We start from the raw sequence: 25,688 nt of genomic DNA on the forward strand, positions 1-25,688 counted from the left end.
GACCCTCAGCCGGCGACGAGCGTCAGGAGCGTCGCCTCAGGGCGGCAGGCGAACCGCACGGGGGCGTACGGCGAGGTGCCGAGGCCGCCCGACACGTGCAGCCAGGTCGACCCCGCGCCGCCCGGGCGGTCGGGCCGCGGCCCGGGCCAGCCGTGCAGGCCCTTGGCCCGCCTGGTGTCGAGGTCGCAGTTGGTGACGAGCGCGCCCCAGCCGGGGACGGCGAGCTGGCCGCCGTGGGTGTGGCCCGCGATGACGACGTCGACGTCGTCGTCGTGCATCGAGTCCAGCACCCGGCGGTACGGCGCGTGCGTGACGCCGAGGTGCAGGTCGACGGCCGTGCCGCCGGTGCGTGCGTCGTCCGGGCCGCCCGCACCGGGGTACCGGTCGAGGTCCAGGTGCGCGTCGTTGGTGCCGACGAGCGAGACCCGGCGGCCGTCGAGGTCGAGGACGTCCCGACGGTTGTCGAGGTCGACCCATCCGGCGTCACGGAACCGTGCGCGGAGCTCGCGCCAGGGGAGGTGGGCAGGCTGGGGCCGGTGCGGCCCGCGGGCGTCGGGCAGCAGGTACCGGGCCGGGTTCTTCAGGACCGGCGCGACGAAGTCGTTCGAGCCCCACACGAACGCGCCGGGCCTCGCCAGGTGCGGTTCCAACGCGTGCAGCAGCGCCGGCATGGCGTCGAGGTGCGCCCAGTTGTCGCCCGTGTCGACGACCAGGTGCGGGTCCAGCGAGGCGAGGTCACGGACCCAGTCGACCTTCCGGTGCTGACCGGGCATCAGGTGGAGGTCGGACAGGTGCAGGATCCGCAGCGGAGCCTGCCCTGGGGGCAGCACCGGGACGGTCAGCTCGCGCAGCGCGTACCAGCGCACCTCGACGACCGACGCCCAGGCGAGCGCGGCCACCCCTGCGAGGGCGAGCCCGCCGGCGGTGCGGGCGAGGGCGCCTGCACCGCCGGGCACGGAGCCCATCAGCCGTTGCCGCGGCCGGGACCGCCGCCGTTGCCGCCGCCTCCGTTGCCGCCCCCGCCCCCGCCCCCGCCGCCGTTGCCGGGCTGCCCCGGGAAGCCCGGCTGCCCGGTCGGCGGCTGGCCGTTCGAGATCTTCAGGGTGACGACCGCTCCGAGCGTGGCGGTCCCGGTGGGACTCTGCTCGGCGACCGAGCCGGCGGGCACCGTGGACGGGATCTGGTTCGGGTCGACGGACACGGAGAACCCGGCACCCTTGAGCGCCGCGGTCGCGTCACCCACGGACTTGCCGACCACGTTCGGGACGAACTTCTTCTCGCCGAAGACCTGCTTGTCCTCGGGCGCTGCGAAGTCCGGGTTGGGCTGGCCGTCGAGCGCCTGCACCATGAACGACTTCCACAGCGGCGCCGCGAACGTGGAGCCGAACAGGCGCTCGTAGAACTCGCCCTTGATGGTCACGTCCTGGACCGGCGTCGGCTTCGCGCTGTACCCGATCCAGGTCACGGTGGCGAGCATCGGGGTGTACCCGGCGAACCAGGTGTACTCGTTCTCGGACGTGGTTCCCGTCTTGCCGGCGGCCGGGAACGGCGGCGCGCCCACCTGCTTCGCGGTGCCGGTCCACACGTTCTTGAGCGCGAAGTTCAGCGCGTTCGCGTACCGGGGCTCGATCGCCTGGTGGCAGTTCGCCTGCGGGATCGGGAGCTCGTTCCCGGCCGCGTCCTGGACGCTCGTGATCGCGATCGGCGCGCAGTAGACGCCGCCGGACGCGAACGCGGCGTACGCCGCGGCGACGGTCAGCGGAGCGACCGACTCCGAGCCGATGATGTTGGCCGGGAAGGGCCGGTAGGGCGCCGGGTCGGTCTTGCGGTCACCAGGCGTGTGGATGCCCAGGTCGGTCGCGCCCTGCATGATCCCGCAGAGGTCGAGCTTGGTGCCCATCGCGATGTAGGCGGAGTTCACCGAGTTGCGGGTCGCGTCCACGACCGACATCGGGTGCGTCTCGCCGCTGCCCGAGTTGTGGAACTTGTACGTGCCACCGGAGAGGCGGGTGCAGCTCCCGTGGAACGCGCTCATCGGGTACTGCAGGGGCGTCGCGTCGATGGTCTCGTTCAGGCTGTGGCCTTCCTTCAGCCACTCGAGCAGCGTGAACGGCTTGAACGTCGAGCCGGGGGAGAAGCCCTGCGAGGCGCCGTACTGGAAGTCGGTGTTGTAGTTGATCGGCTCGTCGCGGGGGTTGGTCGCCACGGCGGAGTAGTTCCGGTTCTGCGCCATCGCGAGGATCTTGCCGCTGCCCGGCTGCACGGTGACGAGGGCGTCGGCGACGTTCGACGCGTCGTCGACGGGGATCGCGGCCTTCGCCTCGGCGTCCGCGATGGCCTGCAGGTGCGGGTCCAGCGTGGTGGTGATGGTCAGGCCCCCGCGCAGCAGGTTCGTGATCCGCTCCTCTTTCGTGGCGCCGAACGCCGGGTCGTTGCCGATCACCTTGGTGACGTAGTCGCAGAAGTAGCCCGACCCCGCGACGACGTCGCCCGCCGTCATGCAGCCCTGCCGGAGCGTCTGCACGTGCAGCGTCGCGGCGAGCGGCGTCGTGATGCCCGCGTCGTACTCGGCCTTGGTGATGTACTTCTGCTGGTACATGAGGAGCAGGACGCGGTTGCGCCGCTTCTCCGACGGCTCCGGGTTGACGACCGGGTCCCACTTCGTGGGGCTCTGGGTGATGCCGGCGATCGCCGCCGCCTCCAGGTAGTTGAGGTCCTTCGCGGGCTTGCTGAAGAAGTGCTGCGCCGCAGACTCCGCCCCGTACACCGACGCGCCGAACTGCGCGATGTTCAGGTACTTCTCGAGGATCTGGTCCTTCGTCATCGTCTTCTCGAGCGTGATCGCGAGCTTCGCCTCGCGCAGCTTGCGGGCGTACCCCTCGGTCCCGTCCGCCTCCTTGGCGGCCTGAACGGCGGCGAGCTGCTCAGCCTCCGTCCCGGTGGACAGGGCCTTCTCGATCAGGACGTTCTTGACGTACTGCTGGGTGAGCGTCGATGCGCCCTCCTGGCCGTCCTGGCCGCCGAGGTTCCGCACGAACGCGCGGGCCATGCCCTGCGGGTCGACGCCCGCGTGCTTGTAGAAGCGCTTGTCCTCGGTCGCGATCACCGCGTGCTGCAGCTGCACCGAGATGTCGGTGAGCGGCACGACGACGCGGTTCTGCTTGTAGAACGTGGCCAGCAGGCTGCCGTCGGCCGCGAGGATCGTCGACTTCTCCGGGAGCGTCGTCTCGCCGAGCTCGGTGGGCAGCCCGTCGAACGCGGTCACCGACAGGTCGGTCACCCCGTTCGCGGCGGCCACCCCAGGCAGGACCAGGCCTGCGGCGAGCACGCCACCGACCCCCGCCACCAGGACGAAGGACAGCAGAAGGGCCAACGCCTGGAAGACGTTGACCTGTCGGCCGCGCGAGCGAGCAGGGTTCGGCATGCCGACAGGGTAGTCGGGGCCCCTGTCAGGACTGCGCCGGACGGGTGCAGGCCCTCGGGACCTGCACTCAACCTGCACATGCGTCCACATGCGTCGGAGCCGTGGCGAACATGGTCACCCGTCCACCAGTCGATATGACCCGAACGGAGGCTCGCCAGATGCCTGCGGCACCCGCTAGTTTCCCGGCAGGACCCGGGTGCGTTCGCTGCGGCACGCTCCCGTCATGGCGCCAGGAGGGCGAGTGTCGACAGTCACCTACGACGCACACTGGACGGCCGTCGCCGCGTGCGGCACCGGCAAGATCTCGCCCGACGCGCTCTTCGTCGAGGGTGCTGCCCAACGCGAGGCGCGCACCGTGTGCCTGGGCTGCCCCGTGCGCCTGGAGTGCCTCGCCGATGCGCTGGACAACCGGATGGACTTCGGGGTGTGGGGTGGCATGACGGAGCGTGAGCGGCGGGCGCTGCTGCGGCGGCGGCCCGACGTCCGGTCGTGGTGGTCCGAGCTCGTCGGCACCGACAGCCTGGCGATGCCCGTGCGGTGAGAGCGCTCGCACGAGGTCGGCCGGGCCCGCACTAGGGTGTGGCGCATGGCCACGAAGTGGGAGTACGCGACGATTCCGCTCATCATCCACGCCACCAAGGCGATCCTCGACCAGTGGGGAGCCGACGGCTGGGAGCTCGTCCAGGTGATCCAGGGACCGGACGCCGGCCTGGTGGCGTACCTCAAGCGGCCCAAGGAGTCGTGATGGGCGCCGCGGCCCGCCTCGCCGAGCTCGGGCTCGAGCTCCCCGAGGTCGCGCTGCCGCTGGCGGCGTACGTGCCCGCGGTCCGGTCCGGCGCCTACGTGCACACGTCGGGGCAGCTGCCGTTCGTCGCGGGCGCCCTGCCGGCCACCGGCAAGGTCGGCGCCGGGATCCCGCTCGAGGACGCCACCGGCTACGCCCGCACGGCGGCGCTGAACGCCCTGGCCGCGGTCGCGGCGGTCGTCGCAGCCGACGGTGGCCCGGCCGGCGCTGACGCGCTCGACCGGATCACCCGTGTGGTCAAGGTCGTTGGCTTCGTCGCCAGCGACCCCGGGTTCACCGCGCAGCCCGCGGTGGTGAACGGCGCGAGCCTGCTGCTGCACGACGTGCTCGGCGACGCCGGGGTGCACGCCCGCTCGGCGGTCGGCGTGGCCGTCCTGCCCATGGACTCGCCCGTGGAGATCGAGATCGTCGTCGAGCTCGAGGCCTGACCGCACGCCGGCGTACGCCCGACGGCGGTGAGCCGGCGGCCGGCCGCGGACGCCCGGGCCGGCACGGCCACCTCAGCGGGCGCGGCGCTCCAGGCGGTCGACGTCCAGGAGCACCACGGCGCGGCCCTCACGCCGGACCCAGCCGCGGGCGGCGAAGTCGGCGAGCGCCTTGTTCACGGTCTCGCGCGACGCTCCGACCAGCTGGGCCAGCTCTTCCTGCGTCAGGTCGTGAGCCACGCGGACGCCCTCGTCGACCGGCTCGCCGAACCGCGTCGAGAGGTCCAGGAGCGCCTTCGCGACGCGTCCGGGCACATCCGAGAAGACGAGGTCGGCCAGCGCCTCGTTGGTGCGGCGCAGCCGGCGGGCGAGGGCCTGCAGCAGCTGCTGGGCGACCGCGGGCTTGTCGTGCAGCCAGCGGACCAGCTCCGTGTGGCCGAGCTCGAGCACGACGGCGTCCGCGACGACCGTCGCGGTGGCGGTGCGCGGGCCCGGGTCGAACAGCGAGAGCTCGCCGAACATCTCGCCCGGGCCGAGGACCGCGAGCAGGTTCTCCCGGCCGTCGTTGGAGCGGCGGCCGAGCTTGATCTTGCCCTCACGGACCACGTAGAGGCGGTCGCCGGGGTCACCCTCGTGGAAGAGCGTGTCGCCACGGACCGCCTCGATCGGCTTCATGCTGTCGACGAGCGCCGACGAGGCCTCCGGGTCGAGCCCAGCGAACAACGGGGCCGCCAGCACGATGTCGTCCTCCACCGTGGCACACACCTTCCCGGCCGCTGTGCGGCCAGCCGGCCGTCCACGCCCGGTCGGGCGGTGACGGCATCGAGCCTGGGCGGCGGCGACGAGCCACCACAGCCACCACAAGTCTGCCCCATGCGGGGCCGGACCTGCGGCCTAGCTGCGGCCGAGGGGCCGGTGGATGAGCTGGGCCGCGGTCGAGGGGTCGACCGCGAGGCTGGCGATGAGCTCGTCCGTGGCGTGGGTCAGGGCGTCCTCGACGCCCGCCTGGTACGTCGCGAGCCGGGCGTCGAGCGCGTGCAGCTCGTCGAGCTGCGCCACGTCGGCACCGGCCTGGCCCGTGCCCAGCACGGCGGCGAGCTCCGCCGGACGCGGCACGCTCACGCCGACCTCCAACGGCAGCTGGAACGCGACGTCCTCGCCGAGGACGTCCGGACGGGCGGCCCGGGCGACAGCCAGGTCCAGCCGTGCGCGGACGATCCGCCGCCACCAGGCCACCCTGGCGCGTTCGACGCGCAGCGCGCGGCGGTCGAGACGCAGGTCACGTACCCGCTGTTCGACGGGTGGCGTCATGGGCCAGGTCCTCCTCGGGGAGTGTTCCTCCACGTTCTCGGTGTCGCCGGCGTCCGACTTGAGCCCACTCGTGCCGACGTCCCCCGACGGGAGCAACCGGGCACGTGTCACCCGTGCGTGCCGAGGCCGGGCAGCGAACGCGCATGTCAGCGGCTCGTCCTAGGCTCCCGGTGTGACGACGACCGCATCGCAGGAGTCCCCGCTGGCGCGGACGCGGCGGGCGCGACGGGTGGACCGCGCCCTCGCGGTGCGGTACCCCGACGCGCACTGCGAGCTCGACTTCACGTCACCGTTCGAGCTTCTCGTCGCGACGGTGCTCTCGGCACAGACCACGGACGTCCGGGTCAACCTCACCACGCCGACACTCTTCGCCAGGTACCCCGACCCGCAGTCGCTCGCTGCGGCGAACCCGGACGAGCTCGAGGAGATCCTCCGGCCGACCGGCTTCTTCCGGGCGAAGGCGCGCTCGGTCACGGGCCTGTCGCAGGCCATCGTCGAGCGGTTCGGCGGTGAGGTGCCGCACCGGCTGAAGGACCTCGTCACCCTGCCGGGGGTCGGTCGCAAGACGGCGAACGTGGTGCTCGGCAACGCGTTCGGTGTCCCCGGCATCACGACGGACACGCACGTGCTGCGGCTCTCCAAGCGGTTGGGCTACACCGAGAGCGACGACCCGCTGGTGGTGGAGCGCGAGCTCGGTGCGCTGCTGCCCCGGGCGGACTGGACCATGGCGTGCCACCGGCTGATCTTCCACGGCCGGCGCACCTGCTTCGCCCGCAGGCCGGCGTGCGGCGCCTGCCCGGTGGCGTCCCTGTGCCCGTCGTACGGCGTGGGAGAGGTCGACCCGGTCAAGGCCGCGGCGATGGTCAAGGAGTGACGGGACCGGCGTCCGGGTCAGGCGGAGGGACGAGGAGCGTCGGGGCGCACGGTCTCGTCGAGCCAGTCGAGCAGCAGCTCGGTGATCGTCTCGGGGACCTCGTCGGGCAGGTAGTGGCCGGCCGAGGACACCAGCTCGTACCGATAGCTCGGACCGACGAGCCGGGCCGTGCTCGCGGAGAGGGCGGCGCCGGCGGCCGGTCGGAGCCCGTCCTTGGCGCCGTGCACCTGCAGCACCGGTAGCGGGCGCGTCGACTCGAGCGCCGAGTGGTACCGGCGGCCGTCGAGCCGGGGCATCGAGCGCACGAGCCAGCGCAGCTGCTCCATCTGGCTGTGGGCGGCGAACGGCACCCGGATCGCGTCCCGGTACGTCCGCTCGGTGTGCGCGTCGAGCCATCCCGGCGTGCCGCCCCACTCGGTGAGGAGCTGCACCACCAGGTCGCCCCGCACGAGGGCGCGCTCGGGGAACGACGGGAGCTGTGCGAACGCCAGCCGGCGCAGCGCCCGCGGTCGCAGCGCGGCGCGTGGGTGGCCCTGCATGTCGAGGGGGTGAGGCGCCCCGAGAGCGGCGACGGCCCGGACCACCTCCGGGTGCAGTGCGGCGAGCGCCCACGCGATCTCACCGCCGGTGCCGTTGCCCACGACGACGGCCCGTTCCGCGCCGAGCGACCGGACCACACCGGCGACGTCGGTGGCCAGCGTCGGCACGTCGTAGCCCTGGGGCGGCTTGTCGGACCCGCCGGTCCCACGGACGTCCATCGCGGCGACCCGGTAGCCGGCCTCGGCGAGCGCAGGCAGCTGGTGGCGCCACGCCCACCAGAACTGCGGGATGCCGTGCAGGAGCACGACGAGAGGGGCGTCACGGTCCTCGGGTCCGCACGCGGCCACATGGAAGCGCGCACCGTTCGCGGCCACGAACCGGTGCTGCCACGGGCCGTCGATCAAGAGCGCGGCGGAGTCGACGGTCGTCATCGAGGCGAACCTACCCGACCGTGTCGATGCCGACACCGAGTCCGGTGCCGTCGTCCCCGGCGTGGTGCCGGTCCCGCCACCAGAGGGCGGCGCCGCCCAGCAGCGCGGCGACGAGCGATGCGACGAGGACTGCCACGACGACGTGCTCGTCGTGCGGGTTGCCCTCGCCGAAGGCGAGCTCACCGACGAGCAGCGAGACGGTGAACCCGATGCCGCCGACGAGCCCGACCGCCAGCACGTCCCCCCAGCCGAGCCCCGGGGCGAGCGTGGCACGCGTGAAGGTGGCGACGAGCCAGGTGGCGGCCACGATGCCGAGCGGCTTCCCGGCCACCAGTCCGAGCGCGACGCCCTGCGCGACGGGATCGGACAGGGTGCTCTGCAGCACGCCCGCGCCGAGCGTCACCCCGGCGGCGAACACCGCGAACACCGGGACGGCGAACCCGGCGGACCACGGGCGCCACCGGTGCTCCCACTGCTCGGCGAGCGACTCCTGCGGCGGCTCAGGCAGCCGGCGCGCCCGCTGGGTCGCGGCCACGGTCGCGGGGGCGGTGAGGCCGAGCAGGACGCCCGCGATGGTCGCGTGCACCCCTGACGCGTGCAGGAGCGCCCAGGCGAGGACACCGAGCGGGAGCAGGAGCCATCCCGACGTCCAGCCCCGTCGGACCACGAGGGCGAAGACGACGACCGTGACAAGGGACGCGACGAGCGGTCCGAACGCCACGTGGTCCGTGTAGAAGATGCCGATCACGATGATCGCGAGCAGGTCGTCGACCACCGCGAGCGTGAGCAGGAACGCGCGCAGCGAGTTGGGCAGGCTCCGTCCGACGATGGCGAGGACCGCGACGGCGAAGGCGATGTCCGTCGCCGTCGGCACGGCCCAGCCGGTGAGGTCGCCGCCGTCGGCGCCGACGTTCACGGCGACGTAGAGGGCGGCGGGCACGACCATGCCGCCCACCGCGGCCACGATGGGCACGACCGCCCGGCGGGGGTCACGCAGCTCGCCGGCGACGATCTCCCGCTTGAGCTCGAGGCCGACGACGAAGAAGAAGACCGCCAGCAGCCCGTCCGTCGCCCAGCCGGCGACCGACAGGTCGAGGTGCAGCGCGGCCGGGCCGATCACGAGGTCCGACACCTGGTGGTACGACGTCGGCCACACGTTGGCCCAGGTCAGGGCGATGACCGTGCCGATCAGCAGCAGCACGCCGCCGGTGCGCTCCTCACGCAGGGTGTCGGCGAGGTTGCGCTCGCCGCCCGGCGTGAGCGTCGCGAAGAGGCGCTCAGCGGGGCGTCGCACGGTCAGGCGTCGGCGGGCTCGGGGAGGGACCGGTCGTCGACCGGGCCGCGCCGGTCCTTCGGCGGGTCGAACCGGTACCCGACGTTGCGCACCGTGCCGATGAGCTGCTCGTGCTCCGGGCCGAGCTTGGCGCGCAGCCGACGCACGTGGACGTCGACCGTGCGGGTGCCTCCGTAGTAGTCGTAGCCCCACACCTCCTGGAGCAGCTGGGCACGGGTGAACACCCGGCCGGGGTGCTGCACGAGGTACTTGAGGAGCTCGAACTCCTTGTAGGTGAGGTCGAGCGGGCGGCCACGGAGACGTGCGGTGTAGCCGCCGGCGTCGATGGTGAGCTCGCCGGAGGAGATCTCCTGCGGGGCGTCGTCGAACCCCGTGGTCGCCGCGCGCTCCATGACGAGCCGGAACCGCGTCTCGACCTCGGCCGGCCCGGCGGACTCGAGCACGATGTCGTCCGCGCCCCACTCCGCGGTCACCACGGTGAGCCCGCCCTCCGTGAGGACGAGCACGAGCGGGACCGTCAGGCCTGTGGCGCGCAGCAGGCGGCAGGTGGTGCGGGCCGTGACGAGGTCGCGGCGCGCGTCCAGCACCACGATGTCCGCGTCCGGTGCGTCGACCAGCGCCGAGGGTTCGACGGGGAGGACCCGGACACGATGGGACAGCAGACCGAGGGCCGGGAGCACCTGGGCGGAGCCGCCGGACGCTGGAGTGAGCAGCAGCAGATCCGCCACCTGGTACCTCCCCGCGTGCGAGTGGTGCACACGGTACCGCCTGGCTCGCGCGGTTCGCGCCGACCGACCAGGGGGCGGCGGCGGGTCTGCGACAATCGACGCCGTGCAGACCCCCTCGTCCCCGACCAGCGTGCGCCGGTAGCGGCCCGTGCAGCTCGCCACACGCGCGGTCGTCACGGCCGTTCTCGCCGCCCTGGTCGCAGTCGCCGGGTACTTCGGGGGGATCTACGTCGCCGGCGCCGCGGGCCTCCTCGCGCTCCTGTTCGCCATCGGCTGGCCGACGCTCGCCGGGCTGCCCTTCCGTCCCGGCTCCGCCGCCGTCATCGCGCTGGGCGGCCTCGGTGCCGTCGCGGTGGTGCACCTCGTGCTCGGCGAGCCCTACCTGCGGGACCTGCCGGTGGTCCTCGCCGGTGCGATCGGGCTCGCCTTCGTCAACGAGCTGCTGCGCCGCGACGGCCGCCCACGGCTCGTGGAGTCCGTGTCCGGCACGGTCGCCGGGACCGCCGTCGCGGTCGCCGTGACCGGCTGGGTCGCCACGGGGCGGTCGCCCGGCGGCGCGTCGCTCGTGGTCGCCGGTGCGACCGCCCTGGCAGTCGGGTCCGCCGTCGTCGCCGTCTCCCTCGTGCCGTGGCTCGGCGCGATCGTGACCACGGCGGCCGCCACGGCCGCGGGTGCCCTCGCCGGCGCGCTGCTGCCGGACATGAAGGTGCTGCCCGGTGCCGCGACGGGCTTCGCCGTCGGTGTGCTGGTCGCCGCCCTGCACGCCCTGTTCGACCGGTTGCCGGCGCTGTCGCGCAGGACGGCGGCGCTCGCCGCCGTCACCCTCCCGGTCACCGTGACGGGCACGCTCGTGTACGTCGTCGGACGGGTGCTGGGGGGCTGACGTGGGTCGCGTGCTGCTCGTCCTCGCCGTCCTGGTGCTCGCCACCGGGCTCGGGCTGTGGTGGCGCGCGCGCAACGGCCGGTTCACCGCGGTCGACCCGCGGGTCGTCGAGCAGGCGGGGCGCACCCCCGACACGGGGGACGGCACGCGGCTGACCGCCGCCGAGCTCGGGGCGCCCCTCGGGTCGGAGCTGACGTTCGTCCAGCTCTCCAGCGCGGTCTGCACGCCCTGCCGGCGTACGCACGCCGTCCTCGAGGAGGTGGCCGCCGAGCACGACGGCGTCTCACACGTGGAGCTGGACGTGGAGCAGCACCTCCACCTCGTGCGACGCTTCGACGTGATGCGCACGCCCACCACCCTGCTGGTCGACGCCCACGGCGTCGTCGTCGGCCGCCTCTCCGGCGCGACCGACCGTCGGCAGGTGCTCGCAGCCCTGGCGTCGTGTCGGGGCTCGTGTCCCGACGGGGTCACGCCCCGCTGACGACCGAGCGCCGCGGCTCCTGCGCCGAGGCTGCCGGAGCACCGCGAGCCGGTGCCCACGTCGGGCGGTGAGGACCCCGGCCCCGCCACCGTCCAGCCGCGCCCCGACCGGGGCGTCCCACCTTCCGGAGACCCCTCATGTCCGAGCCTGTCCCGTCCGCTGCTGCCCCCTCGTCCGTCGTCCCGGCCCCCGTCGTCCCGCATCCCGTCGTCCCGGCCCCCGCCGGCATCGACCCCCGCGGCCCCCGCTTCGGCGCCGCGCTCACCGCCGTCCTCCTGGTCGGCGTGCTGCTCCTCGGCTCGTCGCCCGCCGCGACCGCCCTGCTCGCCGTCGTCGCCGCGGGGTTCGCTCTCGGGGTCGCGTCCGGGGTGGGCGGCACCTGGCAGGGGAACGTGTTCCGGAAGGTCGTCCGGCCGCGGCTGGCGCCCCCGACCGAGCTCGAGGACCCGCGTCCGCCGCGGTTCGCCCAGCTCGTGGGCCTCGTCGTGACGGGCGCCGGCCTCGTGCTCGCCCTGGTGGGCGTGCCGGCGGCGGTGCCGGTCGCGGCGGCGGTGGCGCTGGTCGCGGCGTTCCTCAACGCGGTGTTCGGCCTGTGCCTGGGCTGCGAGATGTACCTGCTCGGTGTGCGGCTGCGGGCGCGCGCGTAGCCACTCGCGGGCCCCGGCCCCACCCCGGCGAGTGCTCGACGCGCTCCTGGCCGAGCGGAAGGATCGAGACGGGCTCGCGCCCGTCGAGCTCCCTGCCGGCGTGACGGAGAGGGGCACCACGCCCATGCACGACGACCAGTTCACCGCGACCGGAACACACCCGTCCTCAGGCTTCCCCGGGGCGGCCTTCTCGACGGAGCCGCACGACCGCACGACGACCGACTGGGGTGTCCGTGTGCTCGCCCGACGCTGCGGCGTGGTCGGGCAGACGTCGGGAGGCGGGATCGCCGGGGTGTACGGCAACGGCCACCTCGCTCAGTTCGGTGTGCTGGGCACAGCCTTCGCGCCGCGGATCGGCGTCGTCGGGGTGAGCGTGCAGAGCACGGCCGGCATCATGAACCTCCACGTGCCGCCGGAGACCTTCGAGCTCGACGCTCTCGGTGCCGGCTCCGGCACGGGGGTCTTCGGCAGGAGCGGGTCCAGCCTCGGCGTCCACGGCATGAGCGACAGCGGCACCGCGGTCCTGGGCACCAGCACCACGGGCCTCGGCTCGCACGGCGCGAGCGCCGAGAGCACCGGCGTTCTGGGCACGAGCGAGTCCGGCTGGGGAGTCCACGGCTCGAGCGCCCGGAGCGTCGGCGGCGTGTTCGAGTCGAGGGACGGCCCCCAGGTCCGCCTCCTGCCGCGCCCGATGGTGTCGCCGGAGGGCCACGTGGCCGGCGCCGGGGGCGAGCTGCTGGCGACGACGACCGGCGCGACCTGCCGGCTGTGGTTCTGCACGCGCGCCGGTGACGAGGAGTCGGCCGAGTGGTACCTCGTTGCCGGGAGCAGACCCTTCCCCGGGGTGACGCTGTCCGCCGGCGCGACCGGGAACGACGTCAAGCGCGTCCAGATGCGGCTCAACGTGGTCTTCGGGTCCCAGCTCGACGGCGACGGCGAGCTCGGACCGATCACCGCCGAGGCCGTCGCCGCCTTCCAGGCGCAACAACGGGTCCCGCGGACCGGCGAGGTGGACGCCGTCACGTGGGAGCGGCTGTTCGCCCTGGCGTAGCGGCGGTGCGGCTCCGTCAGTAGACGAGCGCCTGCGCGCCCTCCGCGAGCGACTCCTCGACGAACACGGCCGCGCCGGCGATACGCACGCCCGGCAGCACGTCGTCGGGGGTGATGCCGCGGCGGGCGGCGCACTGGGTGCAGACCGTGACGGTGCCGCCCTCCAGGAGCACGTCCAGCAGCTCGGTGAGCGGGGTCGCGTGCTCCAGCACGAGGTCGGCGGCCCGTCCGGGCAGGCCGAACCACGCGGACTCGCCGGTGAGCCACAGGCTGACCGGGGCACCCGCGGCGACCGCGGCGGCCGCCACGGTGAACGCCTGGTTGGTCGACTCGGGGCGCTCAGTGCCGGACGTGGTCTTGATCACCAGGCTGCGCGTCGGGGTGCTCACCGGAACAGGGTAGGGGTGCGTGCTCGTTAGGATCGCTGCATGACTGTCACAGAGGGCGTCTTCATCGGGCTGCTCGTGGCGAGCGCCCTCACGATCGGCTGGTTCGCGGGGTACGTCGTGTGGAAGCTCTACAAGGGCCAGCGCTGAACGCCCGCCTCATCACCAGGAGGACCTGACCCATGCCGTTCGTCCTGCCGGACCCCGAGGGCCTCGCCCCCGAGGTCTACCCGTTGGCGTGGCTCGTCGGCCGGTGGCACGGACCCGGTGTGGTCGGCTACCCGGGCATCGACGAGACGGCGTTCACGCAGGACGTGGTGTTCGACCACGACGGCGGTCCGTACCTGTCGTACACGTCGACCATCCGGCTGGTCGTCGCACCGGACGACACGGCGGCGCTCGACGAGGACGCCGCCGTCGACGAGGGACCCGTGTGGGCCACGGAGTCGGGCTACTGGCGGGTGCCGCCCGAGCGGCCCCACGACCTGACCGAGGACCAGCATCCTGTCGAGCTGCTGGTCGCGGACCCGTCGGGCCATGTCGCCCTGTACGTGGGTGCGGTCGGCAAGGGGCGGGTCGACCTGGTGAGCGACCTCATCGCCCGGACCGCGACCGGCGCCGACGTCAGCGCCGAGAAGCGGCTGTACGGGCTGGTGCAGGGCGAGCTCATGTGGGCGCACGACATCGCCGCGTTCGGCCACCCCATGCAGTCCTATGCGTCCGCCCGGCTGGCCCGCGCGGAGCCCCCCACGTCCGACGACGAGAGCTGAGAGCCCTGTGAGCACCGACGCACCGGCCGAGGTCGGGACGGCCCACGGCGAGCCGCCGCGGCACGTCAGCCCCCTGCTGCAGCGCCGCGGCGCGGTCGGCGGCTCCGGACCGGACGCCGGCGTGGCGTGGCACTACGGCGACCCGACGGCCGAGCAGCGCGCGCTGACCCGCGGCGGCGCCGTCGTGGACCAGTCGCACCTCGGCGTGGTCCGCGTGGGTGGCCCCGACCGGCTGAGCTGGCTGAACTCCATCACGTCGCAGGAGCTCACGGCGCTGCCGCCGCGGACCTCGACCGAGCTGCTCGTGCTGAGCCCCCAGGGGCACGTGGAGCACGCGGCCGCCGTGGTCGACGACGGCGAGGCGACCTGGCTGGTCACCGAGACGCCCGCCGGGCTCGCGTCGTGGCTCGACCGGATGAAGTTCACGCTGCGCGTCGAGATCGCCGACGTCACCGACGAGTGGGCCGCGATCGGCGAGCCGGTCTCCGCCGAGGGCACGCCCGACGAGCCGGTCACCTGGCGGGACCCGTGGCCGACCACGGCGCCCGGCGGCACCCGGTACGGCCCGCCCGACGACGAGCACCCCGGTGGCGACCGCCCGTGGCGGCTGGTGCTGGTCCCGCGTGCGCGGCTGGTCGACGAGGTCCGCGCCCGGGAGGCCGCCGGCTGGCCGCTGGTCGGCACCTGGGCCTCCGAGGCCGTCCGCGTCGAGGCGTTCCGCCCGAGAGCCGCCCGCGAGGTCGACCACCGGACGATCCCGCACGAGCTCGACTGGCTGCGCACCGCGGTCCACCTGCACAAGGGCTGCTACCGAGGACAGGAGACCGTCGCGCGGGTGCACAACCTCGGACGTCCTCCGCGGCGGCTCGTCCTGCTGCACCTCGACGGCTCCGGACACCTCCTGCCCGAGCCGGGCGCCGACGTCCACGAGGCCACCGCCGACCACGAGACCGGCCGCGTCGTCGGCAAGGTCACCACGGTCGCCCGCCACCACGAGCTCGGGCCCGTGGCGCTCGCCGTCGTCAAGCGGTCCGCGCCCGTCGATGCCACGCTCGTCGTGGACTGCGAGGGCGGAGGCGTCGCCGCGGGCCAGGAGGAGGTCGTGCCGGGGGAGGGCGTGTCCGTGGACCGTCCCGCCCCGCGCGGCCCGGTGGCCCGGGGCCTCGGGGTGCACCCGAGCCTGTGACGACGAGGCTGGTGCCGGCGGGTTCGTGACCGCGGGCTCGTGACCGCGGCCTGTGACCCTGGGCGTGTGACCGGCCCTCGCGGTCCTGCACGACGACGCGCGGACCTGCGGGTCCCGGACGGGGAGGTCCCATGAGCACCGCTGCCGCCCAGCCCGAGTCGCGGTCCGACGCCCGGCTGCTCGTCGAGGCCCGCGTGCGGCAGGGCTGGGCGCGCGTGGTCGGGTCGTGGTTCCCGATCCTGCAGGCCGCCGTCGCGGGCGGCATCGCGTTCGGCATCGCGCACTTCCTCGTCGGCCACCCCTACCCGTTCTTCGCGCCGGTCAGCGCGTGGGTGGCTCTCGGCTTCTCGATGGACCGGTCGGTGCGCCGGGTGGCCGAGCTGGCGGTCGGGGTCGCCCTCGGGGTGGCGCTCGGCGACGTCGTGGTCCACCTCATCGGGTCGGGCGCGTGGCAGATGGCGGTCGTGCTGTTCGTCGCGGCGCTCATCGGCCGGTTCCTCGACCGCGGCGCCATGCTCACCACGCAGGCGGGAGTCCAGGCGATCGTGATCGTGGGGCTCCCGATGTCCAGCGGCGGACCGTTCGGACGGTGGGTCGACGCCGCGGTCGGCGGTGCGGTGGCGCTCGCGGTCGCGCTGCTCACGCCGAGCGACCCGCGCCGGCACTCACGCGCCCTCGCCAGGTCCGCCACCGAGGAGCTCGCCGCGGTGCTGCACGCCCTCGCCCGCGGCCTCGGCGGGCGGTCGTTGCCGGACATCGACGACGCGCTGGTGCGCGGGAGGGCGTCGCAGCCGGTGCTCGACGACTGGACGGAGACGTCGACGAACGCCCGGGAGCTCGCGCGTCTCTCGCCGGCCGGGCGCCGGTACCACGACGAGCTCGGGTCGCTGGTGCAGGCGTCGGTGCTCGTCGACCGGGCGATGCGCAACGCGCGCGTGCTCGTGCGGCGCTCGCGGGCCGCTGTGGAGGCCGAGCAGCCGCACGCCCTCGACGCCGTGGCCGCCCAGGTCGAGGCCACGGCACGCGCCGCCGACGACCTGGCGGCGGCGCTCGGCGGCGGCCGCGACCCGGACCGCGCGCGCGAGCGGCTCCTGGACGTCGCCGACCACCTGGACCCGTTCGTGCTGGCCGCGGACGACTGGCAGGCGCAGAGCCTGGTCCTGCTGCACCGCTCGCTGGCCGTCGACCTGCTCGAGACGGCCGGCGTACCGGCGGGGGACGCCCGGGAGCGGCTCCCCGAGATCTGACGCAGCCGGTCGGCGGTGCGTCTCGTAGGCTCGGCGCGTGTCCATCGCCACCATCCAGGTCGTCATGTTCCTCCTCTTCTACCTCGCCATCTTCGCGCTGTGCGTGTGGGCGGCCGTCGACCTGATGACGCGTCCGGCGTCGGCGTTCACGAACGGCGGGAAGCGGACCAAGCCGTTCTGGGGCGCGATCCTCGCCGCCGCGGTCGTGGTGTCGTTCCTCTCCATCCCGCTCAACGTCATCCCGTTCCCCCAGTTCCTCGGGCTGCTGGCGGCCGTCGCGGCGATCGTGTACCTGGTCGACGTGCGGCCGGCCATCAAGCCCTACTCGAAGCGTCGCGGCGGCGGCTCCGGCGGCTCCGGTGGTTCGTGGGACAGCGGGCGCGGCTGGTGACCCCGTCCGACGTCGGCACGCACGCCGTCCCGGTCGCCCGGGTCGTGCGCGGCGACCTGGTCGAGTCGGTGCACCAGGGGCACGTCGTGGTGCTCGCCCCCGACGGGTCGGTGCGGCTCGCGCTCGGCGACCCGTCGACGACCGTCTGGGCGCGGTCGGCGCTCAAGCCGCTGCAGGCCGTCGGTATGCTGCGGCTCGGCCTCGACGTCGACGACGAGGAGCTGGCGCTCGTCTGCGCCAGCCACAACGCCGAGGCGGGCCACGTCGACGTGGTGCGCGGGCTGCTCTCCCGGGCGGGCCTGCGGGCCGACGACCTGCGCAACACCCCCGACTGGCCCCTGGACCCGGAGGCCGCGTACGAGTGGCGTGCCACCGGGCAGGAGCGGTCGCCGCTCGCGCAGAACTGCTCCGGCAAGCATGCCGGGATGCTCGCCACGTCCGTGTGGGCGGGCTGGTCCACCGAGGACTACCTCTCGCCGGAGCACCCGTTGCAGGTCGCGCTGCGCGACGCCGTCGCCTCCCTCACCGGCGTGCCGGTGGACCACACGACCGTCGACGGGTGCGGTGCGCCTCTGTTCTCGACCACGCTCGCCGGGCTCGCCGGCGCCTTCAGCCGGCTGGCCACCGCCCGTGCGGGGAGCGTCGAAGGGCGCGTCGCCCGGGCGATGTCGCAGCACCCCTGGCACGTGGCCGGCACCGGGCGCGACGCCACCCGGTTCATGCAGGCGGTGCCCGGGCTCGTCGCGAAGGACGGCGCCGACGGCGTGTACGCCGCCGGGCTGCCCGACGGCGGAGCCGTGGCGGTCAAGATCGCGGACGGCTCCGCCCGGCCGCGGAACGTGGTCCTCGCGGCGGCGCTCGCCGTCGCGGGCGTCGACCCTGCTGTCGTCGGGCCGCTCGGAGCGACTCCGGTGCTCGGCCACGGCGAGCCGGTCGGTGCCGTCGTCGCGACGTTCGGGCCCGACGCGTGAGGGCCGTGGTCCAGCGGGCCACGCGGGCGTCGGTCACCGTGGACGGCGTCGTCGTCGGCGCGATCGACCGGCCCGGGCTCGTGGCGCTCGTCGGCGTGACGCCCGGCGACGGCCCCGCCCAGGTCGAGGTCGTCGCTCGCAAGATCGCCGAGCTGCGCATCCTGCGCGACGAACGGTCCGCCGTGGAGGCGGGTGCGCCCGTGCTCGTGGTCAGCCAGTTCACGCTCTACGGGGACACCCGCAAAGGGCGGCGGCCCACGTGGAACGCCGCCGCGCCGCGGCCCGTGGCCGAGCCGTTGGTGGACGCCGTCGTCGAGGCGCTGCGGGCGCGCGGGCTCGACGTGGCGACGGGCGTGTTCGGGGCGGACATGGCCGTGGAGCTGGTCAACGACGGGCCGGTGACGATCCTGCTGGAGTCGGCGCCCTGAGCCCGGTGCGGGTCGACGCTCGGTGCGGGTCGCACGGAAAGGGCCCTCGGAGTAAGCGTCCGAGGGGCCCTTCCTGACCGCAGGTCGCGTGTCACCGGCTGACCGGTGACGGACGCCGCCGTGACGGTGCGGCTCCGTCCCGACACCCGGTGGTTCGCCGGCCGTGGTGCCCCGAGGGGCTCCGGTGCCTGCTCTCCGCCGCGGGCGGGGGGACTGCGATCGGCTCTCCGGTCCGTTGCGACCCCTGCGTCGCCATCCGCAGGTCGGCGGGTCGCCCCTCCGATACGGTCGCCCGTTCTCCGGTCGGCCTGACCTCGACCGCCTGTCCCCGCCGGCTTCCGATACCCCCCGAGAGGGTCACGTTGGCCTGCGGTTCTCGAACCGTCGAGGTCGATGTGTGATGTCTAGTCCTGCCCGTCGAGGGGCTGCAAGAGCCTGATGAGGGAATGTTTGTCCACAGGTTGGCCCACAGCCCTGTCCACAGGATGGCCTGCATGAACACGCGGCGAGCACAGGGCTGTGCACAACATCTGTGGACGGTTCGCGCGCCGTTCACCCGGCCGGGTGCGCGTCGCCGGTACCCTGGACGCAGCGACAGGCCCCTCGGAGTAAGCGCCGAGGGGCCTTCGGCTTGCCCGGCCTGGGAACCGGGCGGGGATCGGCCGTGATCCGCGGCCCGCTGCCCTCCGGTGTCGGCCCGCAGTGGCCCCCGACATGATGTCGAGATGCGTATCGAAGCGGTGCAGGGCGACATCACCACGCAGGACGTCGACGTCGTGGTGAACGCCGCCAACTCGTCCCTGCTCGGCGGGGGCGGCGTCGACGGAGCGATCCACGCCGCCGCCGGACCGGAGCTCCTCGCCGCATGCCGAGAGGTGCGCCGGACCACCTACCCGGACGGCCTGGCACCCGGCGACGCCGTCGCCACCCCCGGGTTCGGCCTGCCCGCACGATGGGTGGTCCACACCGTCGGGCCCAACAGGCACGCCGGACAGGTGGACCCATGGGTGCTCGCCTCGTGCTTCACCAGATCGCTCGAGATCGCGGTCCAGCTCGACGCGCGCAGCATCGCGTTCCCCGCGGTCAGCGCCGGCGTGTACGGGTGGGACGTCCGCGAGGTCGCCCGCGTCGGCGTCGGCGCCGCACGCACCTGGCAGGGCGGTGTCGAGGCAGGGTGGCAGGACGGGCACCCCCGCCCGCACGGCGTCGAGCTCGTGCGGTTCGTGCTCTTCTCGGCGGCGGCCCTCGCCGCGTTCGAGCACGTGCTCGCCGCCGGCGACCGGCCCCGCGACTGACTCGACGGCGGCCGGCGCGCCTCCCGGGGCACCGGCCGCCGTCGGCGGGTCACGCGGCGTCGAGCTCCGCGAGCTCCTCGGGCCCGAGGATCAGCTCGGTGGCCTGCAGCGAGTCGCGGATGGTCTCGGGCCGGGACGCCCCGGGGATCGGGATCACGACGGGTGCCTGCGAGAGCTCCCACGCCAGGGTGACCTGCTGCGGGCTGACGTGGTGCAGGGCCGCGATGCGGCCGAACGCTGCGAACCGGTCGCCCACCTCGCCGGCGCGCGAGATGCCGCCGAGCGGGCTCCACGGCAGGAACGCGATGCCGAGCTCCGCGCACAGGTCGAGCTCGGGCTGCGAGGAACGGAACGCCGGCGAGTACTGGTTCTGGACGGAGACCAGCCGGCCACCGAGGACCTCCTGGGCCTCCCGGATCTGCGCGGGGTTGGCGTTGGAGACGCCCGCCATGCGGATCTTGCCCTCGTCGAGCAGGTCGACGAGGACCCCGACGGAGTCGGCGTAGGGCACCTGGTTGTCCGGGCGATGGAACTGGTAGAGGCCGATCGCCTCGACGCCGAGCCGCTTCAGCGACCCCTCGACGGCCTCGCGCAGGTGCTCGGGCGAGCCGTCGACCGTCCACGAGCCGTCGCCCGGGCGCAGGTGGCCGCCCTTCGTCGCGACGAGCACCTCGGACGCGTCGCCGTGCCAGGTGCGCAGCGCCTCGGCGATGAGCTCCTCGTTGTGGCCGACCTCCCCGGCGAGCAGGTGGTAGGAGTCGGCGGTGTCGATGAGGGTGACGCCCGCGTCGAGGGCCGCGTGGATCGTCGCCAGGGAACGGGACCGGTCCGGGCGGCCCTCGATGGACATCGGCATGCCGCCGAGCCCGATCGCGCTGACCTGGACGTCTCCGAGAGTGCGTGTCTGCATGGCTCCATGAGATCAGATGACGACGGCGGGCGCGCACCCCTCCGGTGCGCGCCCGCCGCTGGACGGTGCCGGCGATCAGGCCGGCACGACCTCCTGCTCCGGCTCCTTCGCCGTGGTCCGGTCCGACGGGTCGGGTCGCTTGGCCAGGGCGCTCGGCCACCACATCTGCCGGCCGATGTCGAGGTTGAGCGCCGTGACCAGCACCGACCGCACGATGATCGTGTCGAGGAGCACGCCGAACGCCACCGCGAAGCCGATCTCCGCGAATGACACCAGGGGCAGCGTGCCGAGCACAGCAAACGTGCCGGCGAGCACCAGGCCGGCCGAGGTGATGACGCCGCCGGTCGCCGCGAGGCCGACGAGCGAGCCGCGGTGGTGGCCGACCCGGATCGCCTCCTCCCGCACCCGGGTCATGAGGAAGATGTTGTAGTCGATCCCCAGGGCCACCAGGAACACGAACACGAACAGCGGGAACGACGTGTCCGCGCCGGCGTAGTCGAAGACGTTCCGGAAGATGAGTGCGCTGACGCCGACCGCGGCACCGAACGACAGCACCACGGTGCCGACCAGCACCAGCGGGGCGACGACCGCGCGCAGCAGGATCATCAGGATGACGAACACGGCGACCAGGATGATCGGGATGATCACCTTGCTGTCGTGCGCGGAGGCCCGCTGCACGTCGAGGTTGGTCGCCGTCGTCCCGCCGACCTTCGCGTCGGCCCCCGGGACGGCGTGCAGGGCCTCCCGGGCGCGGTCGACCGTGTCGTAGGCGTCCTGGCTGTCCGGCGCGGACGTCAGGGTGCCCTCGACGTAGGCGACGTCGCCCTTCACGACCGGCTCCGAGACGCTGGACGCCTCGATGCCGTCGACGCCGGCGAGTGCGGTCTGCGCCGCGGCGGCCTGGTCGGCGTTCGCGATGACCACCACGGGGGTGCCGGCGCCGCCCGCGAAGTGCTCGGACAGCACCTGCTCGCCCTCGATCGACGGCTGCGTGGTGGTGAACGAGTCCTGGTTGCTGAGACCGACCGCGTTGAGCTGGCTGACCCCGATGCACGCCAGCAGCAGGATCCCCGCGGTGACGACCCACGTGCCGCGCGGACGCTTCTCGATGCGGCCGCCCACGCGGGCCCAGAAGCCGTGCTCCGTCGGCTCGCTGTCGCCGACGTGCGGCGCGCGTGGCCAGAACACCCAGCGGCCGCAGGTCACGAGCAGGGCGGGCAGCAGCGTGGTCATCACCAGGAGCGCCACGACGATGCCCACGGCCGCGACCGGGCCGAGGCCCGCGGTCGAGTTCATGGTGGCGAACAGCAGGCAGAGCATGCCGATCGTCACCGTGGCGCCGCTCGCGATGATCGCCGGGCCGGCCCGGTGCAGGGCGACCGCCATCGCCTCGTGCCGGTCGGAGTGGTGCCGCAGCTCTTCCCGATATCGCGCGACGAGCAGCAGGGCGTAGTCCGTCCCGGCGCCGAACACGAGGACCGTGAGGATGCCGGCGCTCTGCGCGTTGACGGTGAGGTCGTAGTTGTCCGCGAGCACGTAGATGACGGCCTGCGAGACGGTCAGGGCGACGACCGAGGACACCAGGGGCAGGAGCCAGAGGATCGGGCTGCGATAGGTCAGCAGGAGGATGAGGATCACGACGCCGCCCGCGGCGTACAGCAGCGTCCCGTCGATGCCCTCGAACGCCTTCGACGAGTCGGCCGCCTGGCCGGCAGGCCCCGTGACGTAGACGTGCATGCCGTCCGCGCCGTCCTCCGCGGTCGCCCGCAGGTCGTCGACGGCGTCGGCGGCGAGGTCCCAGCCGTCCTTGCCGAGGTCGAGCGGCACGATGACCTGCACCGCCTCGCCGTCCTTCGACGGGACCGGCCCGATCACGTCGCCGTCCAGCGTGCCGAGCGAGGAGAACTCGTCGACGTCCGACTGGATGGAGGCGAGGTCGTCCTTCGTCAGGCCGCCCGGGCGGTCGTACACGATGACGGCGGGGATGGTGTTCGACGAGACGAACGTGCTCGCCACGTCGATGACCTCGGTGGACTCCGCGTTGCCGGGGAGCCAGCTCTTCGCGTCGTTGTCCTGGGCGCCCGTGAGCTTGCCGGCGAGGGGGCCCAGCAGGGCGACGACGACGAGCCAGAACCCGATGACGACGAACTTCATATAGCGGTGCGTGATCCAGCCCGCGACCTTGGACATGACGATTCCTCAGGGGTTGTCGACGACGACGTGGAGTTGACCGACGGGGGACGGAGTTGCACGTCGCGCGCCGGACAGATCCTAGGTTCCTCGTGGAGGTGCACCGGCGGCCATCAGGGATACCCCCGAGTGTTCCCTCAGAAGGCGTGCGGAGTCACCCGGGTTCTCTCAGGGAACTCTCAGCCCGGAGCCAGGCGACGACGGCGTCGGTCACCGGCCGGTCGTCACGCGGGGCGTGGTCACCCGCGACCGTCACCAGGGTGAGCGGAGCGCGGATCACCGCCAGGTGCGCGGCGAGCTCCTCCGGCGTGCCGAACGGGTCCCGCGCGCCGGACACGGCGAGCACGGGCACCGTGACGTCCGGCAGGTGCTCGACCCGCAGGCGCTCCGGACGGCCCGGCGGGTGCAGCGGGTAGGAGAGCAGCACCAGGCCGGCCGCCGGCAGCCCCCGCGCGACGGCCATCGAGCACATCCGGCCGCCGAACGACCGGCCGCCCAGCACCAGGCGGTCCGTGCCGACACCCAGCTCGGCCGCGAACGCCGCTGCCTCCTCGACCACGCACGCGATCGCCGGCTCCGGCCGGTCGGGCCCGGCGCGGCCCGCGCGGCGGTTCGGGAAGTCGACCCGGCGGACCGGCAGCGGGGCGAGCGCGTGCTCGAGGACGACCAGGGTCCGGTTGTCCCGGCTCGCGTTCGCACCGGGGGTCAGGAGGACGCCGGCGACCTGCGCCGGGCCGGTCGGTTCACGGCCGGTCGGTTCGCGGACGGTCGGTTCGCAGTCGTCCGGGGACCGGCAGGTCGAGCGCGAGACGGTTGGGGCCGGGCCGCTCGGGTCGGTGGTCCCGCCGGCTGCCGGTGCGTCGTCGCCGGTGGGGCCCGTCATCGCGTCACTGGCCGCGTGCCGTGCCGCTCGACGGCGCTCGCGGCCCGGTCGACGTCGTCCTCGTCGTTCCACACGTGGAACGCGAGCCGCACCCGCCCCCCTCGGCCCGCGACCCGGCACCCGGCCGCGTCGAGCGCCGCTCGGAGCGTGCCACGCTCGTCGTCCTCCAGCGACACGATGGCGCTGTCCGACGGTCCGAGCCCGACGGCACCCCGGAAGGCGTCCGCCAGACCCACCGCGTGGCGGTGCAGCGCCGCCGGGTCGGTCGTGGCGAAGGCCTCGAGCGCCGGGGCCACGCCGAGCCAGACGAGCCACGCGGGCGAGACGTCGAACCGGCGGGCGTCCGGGGCGAGCGTCATCTCCGGGCCGTAGATCGACGCCCAGATCTCCTTGCCCGCGTACCAACCGGCGTGCAGCGGCCGGAGCCGGTCCACCACGTCCGGGGCGACCGTGAGGAACGACGCGCCGCGCGGCCCGGCGAGCCACTTGTACGACGACCCGGTCGTGACGTCGAAACGGCCTGCGTCGGTGGGCAGCCACCCCGCCGCCTGCGTCAGGTCGCACACGGTGAGCGCCCCGGCGGCCTGCGCCGCCCGGCACACCGCGTCCGCGTCGGCGACCCGGCCGTCCCGCGACTGCACCAGCGAGAACGCCACGGCGCCGGTGGACGGCCGCACCTCGTCGGCCAGTGCCTCCACCGGGACGTGCCGGACCGTCACGCCGCGGTCGGCGTGCGCGAGGAACGGGAACACCACCGACGCGAAGTCCTGGTCGACGGTGAGGACCTCGCACCCGTCGGGCAGTGCCGCCGCGACCAGCCCCACGAGCGACGACACCTGGGCGCCGATCGCGACCGCGCCCGGGTCGACGCCGACGATCCGCGCGTACGCGTGCCTCGACCGGGCGACGGCCTCGTCGTAGCCCGCCATGTCGACCCGGCCCGCCTGCCAGGCGTCGATGCCCGCCCGCATGGCGTCGGCGGTGTCACGGGACGGCAAGCCGCACGTGGCCGCGTCGAGGTAGCCGGGCACGCGCTCGAAGCGGGCCCGCAGGGCGTCGATCGTGCCGAGGGTGGCGGAGGCGGTCATGCCCCGATGGTCGTCGGGCGCGCGGCGGCGCACAACGTCCACCTCCGGGGAAGTGGTCCGCGGCGGCGGGCCGTGGAACCCACGCGCGGTAGACCGTGGTCAGCGGAAGACGGCCGCCACTGCCGCGACCTCGATCAGCGCCCCGGGGAACGCCAGCCCTGACACCCGGGCGGCCGTCACCAGCGACGGGTCGCCCTCCACCTGGAGGGTGGGCGAGGCTGCGGCGTAGGCCGCACCGAGGTCGGCACCCTCGACGACGAGGATCGTCCAGGCCACGACGTCCCGGACGGTCGCACCGACGGCGGCGAGCGCGGTCACGACGTTCGCCATGACCTGGCGGGTCTGGGCGGCGATGTCGTCACCACCGACCAGGGCGCCGGTGGCGTCGACGGCGTTCTGGCCGCCGACATGGATGGTCGTCGCACCCGGGGGCACGACGGCGACGTGGCTGAACGCCGGGCTGTGCACCAGCCCGGCAGGGCGCAGGAACGAGACGGTGGTGTCCATCGCCCGACCGTAGGACGAACCACCCACACGGCGCCGCCGGTGCGGCTAGGGTCGCGCGGTGCCCGTCGACGTCCTGCTGCTCCTCCTCGCCGTGACGGCCGGGCTCGTCGGGCCGGTGCTCGTCGTGCTCGGCAGCAGGCGGGTGGCCGCCGCCCGACGCGTCCCTCGCGTCGCGGTCCCCGCCCGGCTGGTCTCCCGGTGGCTCGCGCCCGGCGGCATGATGCTCACCATCGAGTACCCGGGGCCCGACGGGCGCCCGCTGCGCGCGGACACCTACGCGGTGGTGCGGACGGGCCTCGGTGCGACGCCCACGTTCGCCGGCTGGGCGTACGTGAACCGGGACGACCCGTCGGACGTGATGACCCGGCCGACCGGCCGGACCGGTGCGGGCTGGTGGTTCGTCATCGTCGGGATCGTGCTGTGCGTCGGGACGCTCGGGTTGCTCCTCGCCGCGTGGGCCGTGCACCTGGTCACGGGCACGCCGGCGGCGGGCTGACGGCGCGGGCCCGCCGGCTGACGGCGCCCGCGCCCGGCTGCCGTCAC

29 protein-coding genes are annotated in these 25,688 nt (G+C 74.1%); 16 read left to right on the top strand and 13 right to left on the bottom strand.

Features of this window, described 5'->3' with window-relative positions; genetic code table 11:
- Window positions 1-5 precede the first annotated feature (5 nt).
- Both ACVW07_RS14855 and ACVW07_RS14860 read right to left on the bottom strand, forming a co-directional pair.
- Complete coding sequence (locus tag ACVW07_RS14855; protein WP_456820005.1) at window positions 6-965, bottom strand: metallophosphoesterase; 960 nt, start codon at window positions 963-965, stop codon at window positions 6-8.
- On the bottom strand, window positions 965-3,424 hold the full coding sequence (locus ACVW07_RS14860) for a penicillin-binding protein (protein WP_456820006.1): 2,460 nt from the start codon (window positions 3,422-3,424) through the stop codon (window positions 965-967). The genes ACVW07_RS14855 and ACVW07_RS14860 overlap by 1 nt, the downstream gene beginning before the upstream one ends.
- 223 nt (window positions 3,425-3,647) lie before the next feature.
- On the opposite strand from ACVW07_RS14860, the gene ACVW07_RS14865 reads away from it, so the two are divergent.
- Genes ACVW07_RS14865 through ACVW07_RS14875 form a run of 3 tightly spaced genes read left to right on the top strand, consistent with a single transcriptional unit; the run spans window position 3,648 to window position 4,657 of the window.
- Window positions 3,648-3,965, top strand: a complete 318-nt coding sequence (locus tag ACVW07_RS14865) for a WhiB family transcriptional regulator (RefSeq protein ID WP_456820007.1) — start codon at window positions 3,648-3,650, stop codon at window positions 3,963-3,965.
- Window positions 3,966-4,010: 45 nt separating this feature from the next.
- Window positions 4,011-4,169 carry a DUF4177 domain-containing protein gene (locus tag ACVW07_RS14870; protein WP_203752980.1) on the top strand — a complete coding sequence of 53 codons (159 nt, stop codon included), beginning with the start codon at window positions 4,011-4,013 and terminating at the stop codon, window positions 4,167-4,169.
- Window positions 4,169-4,657, top strand: a complete 489-nt coding sequence (locus ACVW07_RS14875; RefSeq protein WP_456820008.1) for a RidA family protein — start codon at window positions 4,169-4,171, stop codon at window positions 4,655-4,657. The genes ACVW07_RS14870 and ACVW07_RS14875 overlap by 1 nt, the downstream gene beginning before the upstream one ends.
- Before the next feature lie 72 nt (window positions 4,658-4,729).
- Here ACVW07_RS14875 and ACVW07_RS14880 read toward each other — a convergent pair whose 3' ends face one another.
- Window positions 4,730-5,407 (bottom strand): Crp/Fnr family transcriptional regulator, encoded by a 678-nt coding sequence (locus ACVW07_RS14880; RefSeq protein WP_456820009.1) that lies wholly within the window; start codon window positions 5,405-5,407, stop codon window positions 4,730-4,732.
- 141 nt (window positions 5,408-5,548) lie between these two features.
- A complete protein-coding gene (locus ACVW07_RS14885; protein WP_456820010.1) occupies window positions 5,549-5,965 on the bottom strand; it encodes a hypothetical protein in 417 nt (138 codons plus the stop codon).
- Window positions 5,966-6,137: 172 nt separating this feature from the next.
- On the opposite strand from ACVW07_RS14885, the gene nth reads away from it, so the two are divergent.
- Complete coding sequence (gene nth, locus ACVW07_RS14890) at window positions 6,138-6,839, top strand: endonuclease III (protein WP_456820011.1); 702 nt, start codon at window positions 6,138-6,140, stop codon at window positions 6,837-6,839.
- Between the two features lie 17 nt (window positions 6,840-6,856).
- Here the strand turns inward: nth and ACVW07_RS14895 are convergent, their stop codons facing one another.
- Genes ACVW07_RS14895 through ACVW07_RS14905 form a run of 3 tightly spaced genes read right to left on the bottom strand, consistent with a single transcriptional unit; the run spans window position 6,857 to window position 9,832 of the window.
- Entirely contained in the window at window positions 6,857-7,810 is a 954-nt protein-coding gene (locus ACVW07_RS14895) for an alpha/beta fold hydrolase (RefSeq protein ID WP_456820012.1), read from the bottom strand.
- 10 nt (window positions 7,811-7,820) lie between these two features.
- Window positions 7,821-9,104, bottom strand: coding sequence for a Na+/H+ antiporter NhaA (gene nhaA, locus ACVW07_RS14900; protein ID WP_456820013.1), 1,284 nt, complete (start codon window positions 9,102-9,104; stop codon window positions 7,821-7,823).
- A 2-nt stretch (window positions 9,105-9,106) separates the two neighbouring features.
- Window positions 9,107-9,832 carry a winged helix-turn-helix transcriptional regulator gene (locus tag ACVW07_RS14905; RefSeq protein WP_456820014.1) on the bottom strand — a complete coding sequence of 242 codons (726 nt, stop codon included), beginning with the start codon at window positions 9,830-9,832 and terminating at the stop codon, window positions 9,107-9,109.
- A gap of 148 nt (window positions 9,833-9,980) precedes the next feature.
- Here ACVW07_RS14905 and ACVW07_RS14910 point away from each other — a divergent pair, with 148 nt between their 5' ends.
- The 4 genes from ACVW07_RS14910 (at window position 9,981) to ACVW07_RS14925 (ending at window position 12,894) form a co-directional block, all read left to right on the top strand.
- Window positions 9,981-10,715, top strand: a complete 735-nt coding sequence (locus tag ACVW07_RS14910) for a hypothetical protein (RefSeq protein ID WP_456820015.1) — start codon at window positions 9,981-9,983, stop codon at window positions 10,713-10,715.
- Between the two features lie 10 nt (window positions 10,716-10,725).
- Window positions 10,726-11,196: a thioredoxin family protein gene (locus ACVW07_RS14915; protein WP_456820016.1), complete on the top strand. Its 471-nt coding sequence runs from the start codon at window positions 10,726-10,728 to the stop codon at window positions 11,194-11,196.
- A 137-nt stretch (window positions 11,197-11,333) separates the two neighbouring features.
- Window positions 11,334-11,843: a DUF4395 domain-containing protein gene (locus ACVW07_RS14920; protein ID WP_456820017.1), complete on the top strand. Its 510-nt coding sequence runs from the start codon at window positions 11,334-11,336 to the stop codon at window positions 11,841-11,843.
- A 100-nt stretch (window positions 11,844-11,943) separates the two neighbouring features.
- Window positions 11,944-12,894, top strand: coding sequence for a peptidoglycan-binding domain-containing protein (locus tag ACVW07_RS14925; RefSeq protein WP_456820018.1), 951 nt, complete (start codon window positions 11,944-11,946; stop codon window positions 12,892-12,894).
- 16 nt (window positions 12,895-12,910) lie between these two features.
- On the opposite strand, the gene ACVW07_RS14930 is transcribed toward ACVW07_RS14925, so the two are convergent.
- Window positions 12,911-13,282 carry a DsrE family protein gene (locus ACVW07_RS14930; RefSeq protein WP_456820019.1) on the bottom strand — a complete coding sequence of 124 codons (372 nt, stop codon included), beginning with the start codon at window positions 13,280-13,282 and terminating at the stop codon, window positions 12,911-12,913.
- A 179-nt stretch (window positions 13,283-13,461) separates the two neighbouring features.
- Here ACVW07_RS14930 and ACVW07_RS14935 point away from each other — a divergent pair, with 179 nt between their 5' ends.
- The 7 genes from ACVW07_RS14935 (at window position 13,462) to ACVW07_RS14965 (ending at window position 19,567) form a co-directional block, all read left to right on the top strand.
- The gene (locus ACVW07_RS14935; protein ID WP_456820020.1) at window positions 13,462-14,049 is read left to right on the top strand and encodes an FABP family protein; all 588 of its coding nucleotides are present in this window, start codon (window positions 13,462-13,464) and stop codon (window positions 14,047-14,049) included.
- A gap of 7 nt (window positions 14,050-14,056) precedes the next feature.
- Entirely contained in the window at window positions 14,057-15,235 is a 1,179-nt protein-coding gene (gene ygfZ / locus ACVW07_RS14940; RefSeq protein WP_456820021.1) for a CAF17-like 4Fe-4S cluster assembly/insertion protein YgfZ, read from the top strand.
- Window positions 15,236-15,366: 131 nt separating this feature from the next.
- Entirely contained in the window at window positions 15,367-16,482 is a 1,116-nt protein-coding gene (locus ACVW07_RS14945; protein WP_456820022.1) for an FUSC family protein, read from the top strand.
- 37 nt (window positions 16,483-16,519) lie between these two features.
- Window positions 16,520-16,873, top strand: coding sequence for a DUF2516 family protein (locus ACVW07_RS14950; protein WP_456820023.1), 354 nt, complete (start codon window positions 16,520-16,522; stop codon window positions 16,871-16,873).
- Entirely contained in the window at window positions 16,870-17,844 is a 975-nt protein-coding gene (locus ACVW07_RS14955) for an asparaginase (RefSeq protein WP_456820024.1), read from the top strand. Before ACVW07_RS14950 ends, ACVW07_RS14955 begins: the two co-directional genes overlap by 4 nt.
- A complete protein-coding gene (gene dtd / locus ACVW07_RS14960) occupies window positions 17,841-18,272 on the top strand; it encodes a D-aminoacyl-tRNA deacylase (RefSeq protein ID WP_456820025.1) in 432 nt (143 codons plus the stop codon). The genes ACVW07_RS14955 and dtd overlap by 4 nt, the downstream gene beginning before the upstream one ends.
- Before the next feature lie 725 nt (window positions 18,273-18,997).
- On the top strand, window positions 18,998-19,567 hold the full coding sequence (locus ACVW07_RS14965) for an O-acetyl-ADP-ribose deacetylase (RefSeq protein ID WP_456820026.1): 570 nt from the start codon (window positions 18,998-19,000) through the stop codon (window positions 19,565-19,567).
- 49 nt (window positions 19,568-19,616) lie between these two features.
- Here the strand turns inward: ACVW07_RS14965 and ACVW07_RS14970 are convergent, their stop codons facing one another.
- The 5 genes from ACVW07_RS14970 to ACVW07_RS14990 all read right to left on the bottom strand — a co-directional run bounded on the left by ACVW07_RS14970 (window position 19,617) and on the right by ACVW07_RS14990 (window position 25,145).
- Complete coding sequence (locus ACVW07_RS14970; RefSeq protein WP_456820027.1) at window positions 19,617-20,477, bottom strand: aldo/keto reductase; 861 nt, start codon at window positions 20,475-20,477, stop codon at window positions 19,617-19,619.
- 75 nt (window positions 20,478-20,552) lie between these two features.
- Window positions 20,553-22,667 carry an MMPL family transporter gene (locus ACVW07_RS14975; RefSeq protein ID WP_456820028.1) on the bottom strand — a complete coding sequence of 705 codons (2,115 nt, stop codon included), beginning with the start codon at window positions 22,665-22,667 and terminating at the stop codon, window positions 20,553-20,555.
- A 154-nt stretch (window positions 22,668-22,821) separates the two neighbouring features.
- The gene (locus ACVW07_RS14980; RefSeq protein WP_456820029.1) at window positions 22,822-23,550 is read right to left on the bottom strand and encodes an alpha/beta hydrolase family protein; all 729 of its coding nucleotides are present in this window, start codon (window positions 23,548-23,550) and stop codon (window positions 22,822-22,824) included.
- Window positions 23,547-24,638, bottom strand: a complete 1,092-nt coding sequence (locus ACVW07_RS14985; protein WP_456820030.1) for an aminotransferase class V-fold PLP-dependent enzyme — start codon at window positions 24,636-24,638, stop codon at window positions 23,547-23,549. Before ACVW07_RS14985 ends, ACVW07_RS14980 begins: the two co-directional genes overlap by 4 nt.
- Window positions 24,639-24,737: 99 nt before the next feature.
- Complete coding sequence (locus ACVW07_RS14990) at window positions 24,738-25,145, bottom strand: RidA family protein (RefSeq protein ID WP_456820031.1); 408 nt, start codon at window positions 25,143-25,145, stop codon at window positions 24,738-24,740.
- 58 nt (window positions 25,146-25,203) lie between these two features.
- Between ACVW07_RS14990 and ACVW07_RS14995 the strand changes: the two genes are divergently transcribed.
- Window positions 25,204-25,641: a hypothetical protein gene (locus ACVW07_RS14995; protein WP_456820032.1), complete on the top strand. Its 438-nt coding sequence runs from the start codon at window positions 25,204-25,206 to the stop codon at window positions 25,639-25,641.
- The last annotated feature ends 47 nt before the right edge of the window (window positions 25,642-25,688 follow it).

Source organism: Cellulomonas sp. URHB0016 (assembly GCF_054057935.1).

What these genes read in the sequence shown, in the direction of transcription:
- ACVW07_RS14945 (WP_456820022.1), top strand. Translation starts at nt 15,367, where the DNA reads ATGAGCACCGCTGCCGCCCAGCCCGAGTCGCGGTCCGACGCCCGGCTG.
- ACVW07_RS14920 (WP_456820017.1), top strand. Translation starts at nt 11,334, where the DNA reads ATGTCCGAGCCTGTCCCGTCCGCTGCTGCCCCCTCGTCCGTCGTCCCG.
- ACVW07_RS14935 (WP_456820020.1), top strand. Translation starts at nt 13,462, where the DNA reads ATGCCGTTCGTCCTGCCGGACCCCGAGGGCCTCGCCCCCGAGGTCTAC.
- ACVW07_RS14975 (WP_456820028.1), bottom strand. Translation starts at nt 22,667, where the DNA reads ATGTCCAAGGTCGCGGGCTGGATCACGCACCGCTATATGAAGTTCGTC.
- ACVW07_RS14885 (WP_456820010.1), bottom strand. Translation starts at nt 5,965, where the DNA reads ATGACGCCACCCGTCGAACAGCGGGTACGTGACCTGCGTCTCGACCGC.
- ACVW07_RS14895 (WP_456820012.1), bottom strand. Translation starts at nt 7,810, where the DNA reads ATGACGACCGTCGACTCCGCCGCGCTCTTGATCGACGGCCCGTGGCAG.
- ACVW07_RS14980 (WP_456820029.1), bottom strand. Translation starts at nt 23,550, where the DNA reads ATGACGGGCCCCACCGGCGACGACGCACCGGCAGCCGGCGGGACCACC.
- ACVW07_RS14990 (WP_456820031.1), bottom strand. Translation starts at nt 25,145, where the DNA reads ATGGACACCACCGTCTCGTTCCTGCGCCCTGCCGGGCTGGTGCACAGC.
- ACVW07_RS14870 (WP_203752980.1), top strand. Translation starts at nt 4,011, where the DNA reads ATGGCCACGAAGTGGGAGTACGCGACGATTCCGCTCATCATCCACGCC.
- ACVW07_RS14855 (WP_456820005.1), bottom strand. Translation starts at nt 965, where the DNA reads ATGGGCTCCGTGCCCGGCGGTGCAGGCGCCCTCGCCCGCACCGCCGGC.
- ACVW07_RS14970 (WP_456820027.1), bottom strand. Translation starts at nt 20,477, where the DNA reads ATGCAGACACGCACTCTCGGAGACGTCCAGGTCAGCGCGATCGGGCTC.
- ACVW07_RS14860 (WP_456820006.1), bottom strand. Translation starts at nt 3,424, where the DNA reads ATGCCGAACCCTGCTCGCTCGCGCGGCCGACAGGTCAACGTCTTCCAG.
- ACVW07_RS14875 (WP_456820008.1), top strand. Translation starts at nt 4,169, where the DNA reads ATGGGCGCCGCGGCCCGCCTCGCCGAGCTCGGGCTCGAGCTCCCCGAG.
- ACVW07_RS14985 (WP_456820030.1), bottom strand. Translation starts at nt 24,638, where the DNA reads ATGACCGCCTCCGCCACCCTCGGCACGATCGACGCCCTGCGGGCCCGC.
- ACVW07_RS14965 (WP_456820026.1), top strand. Translation starts at nt 18,998, where the DNA reads ATGCGTATCGAAGCGGTGCAGGGCGACATCACCACGCAGGACGTCGAC.
- ACVW07_RS14865 (WP_456820007.1), top strand. Translation starts at nt 3,648, where the DNA reads ATGGCGCCAGGAGGGCGAGTGTCGACAGTCACCTACGACGCACACTGG.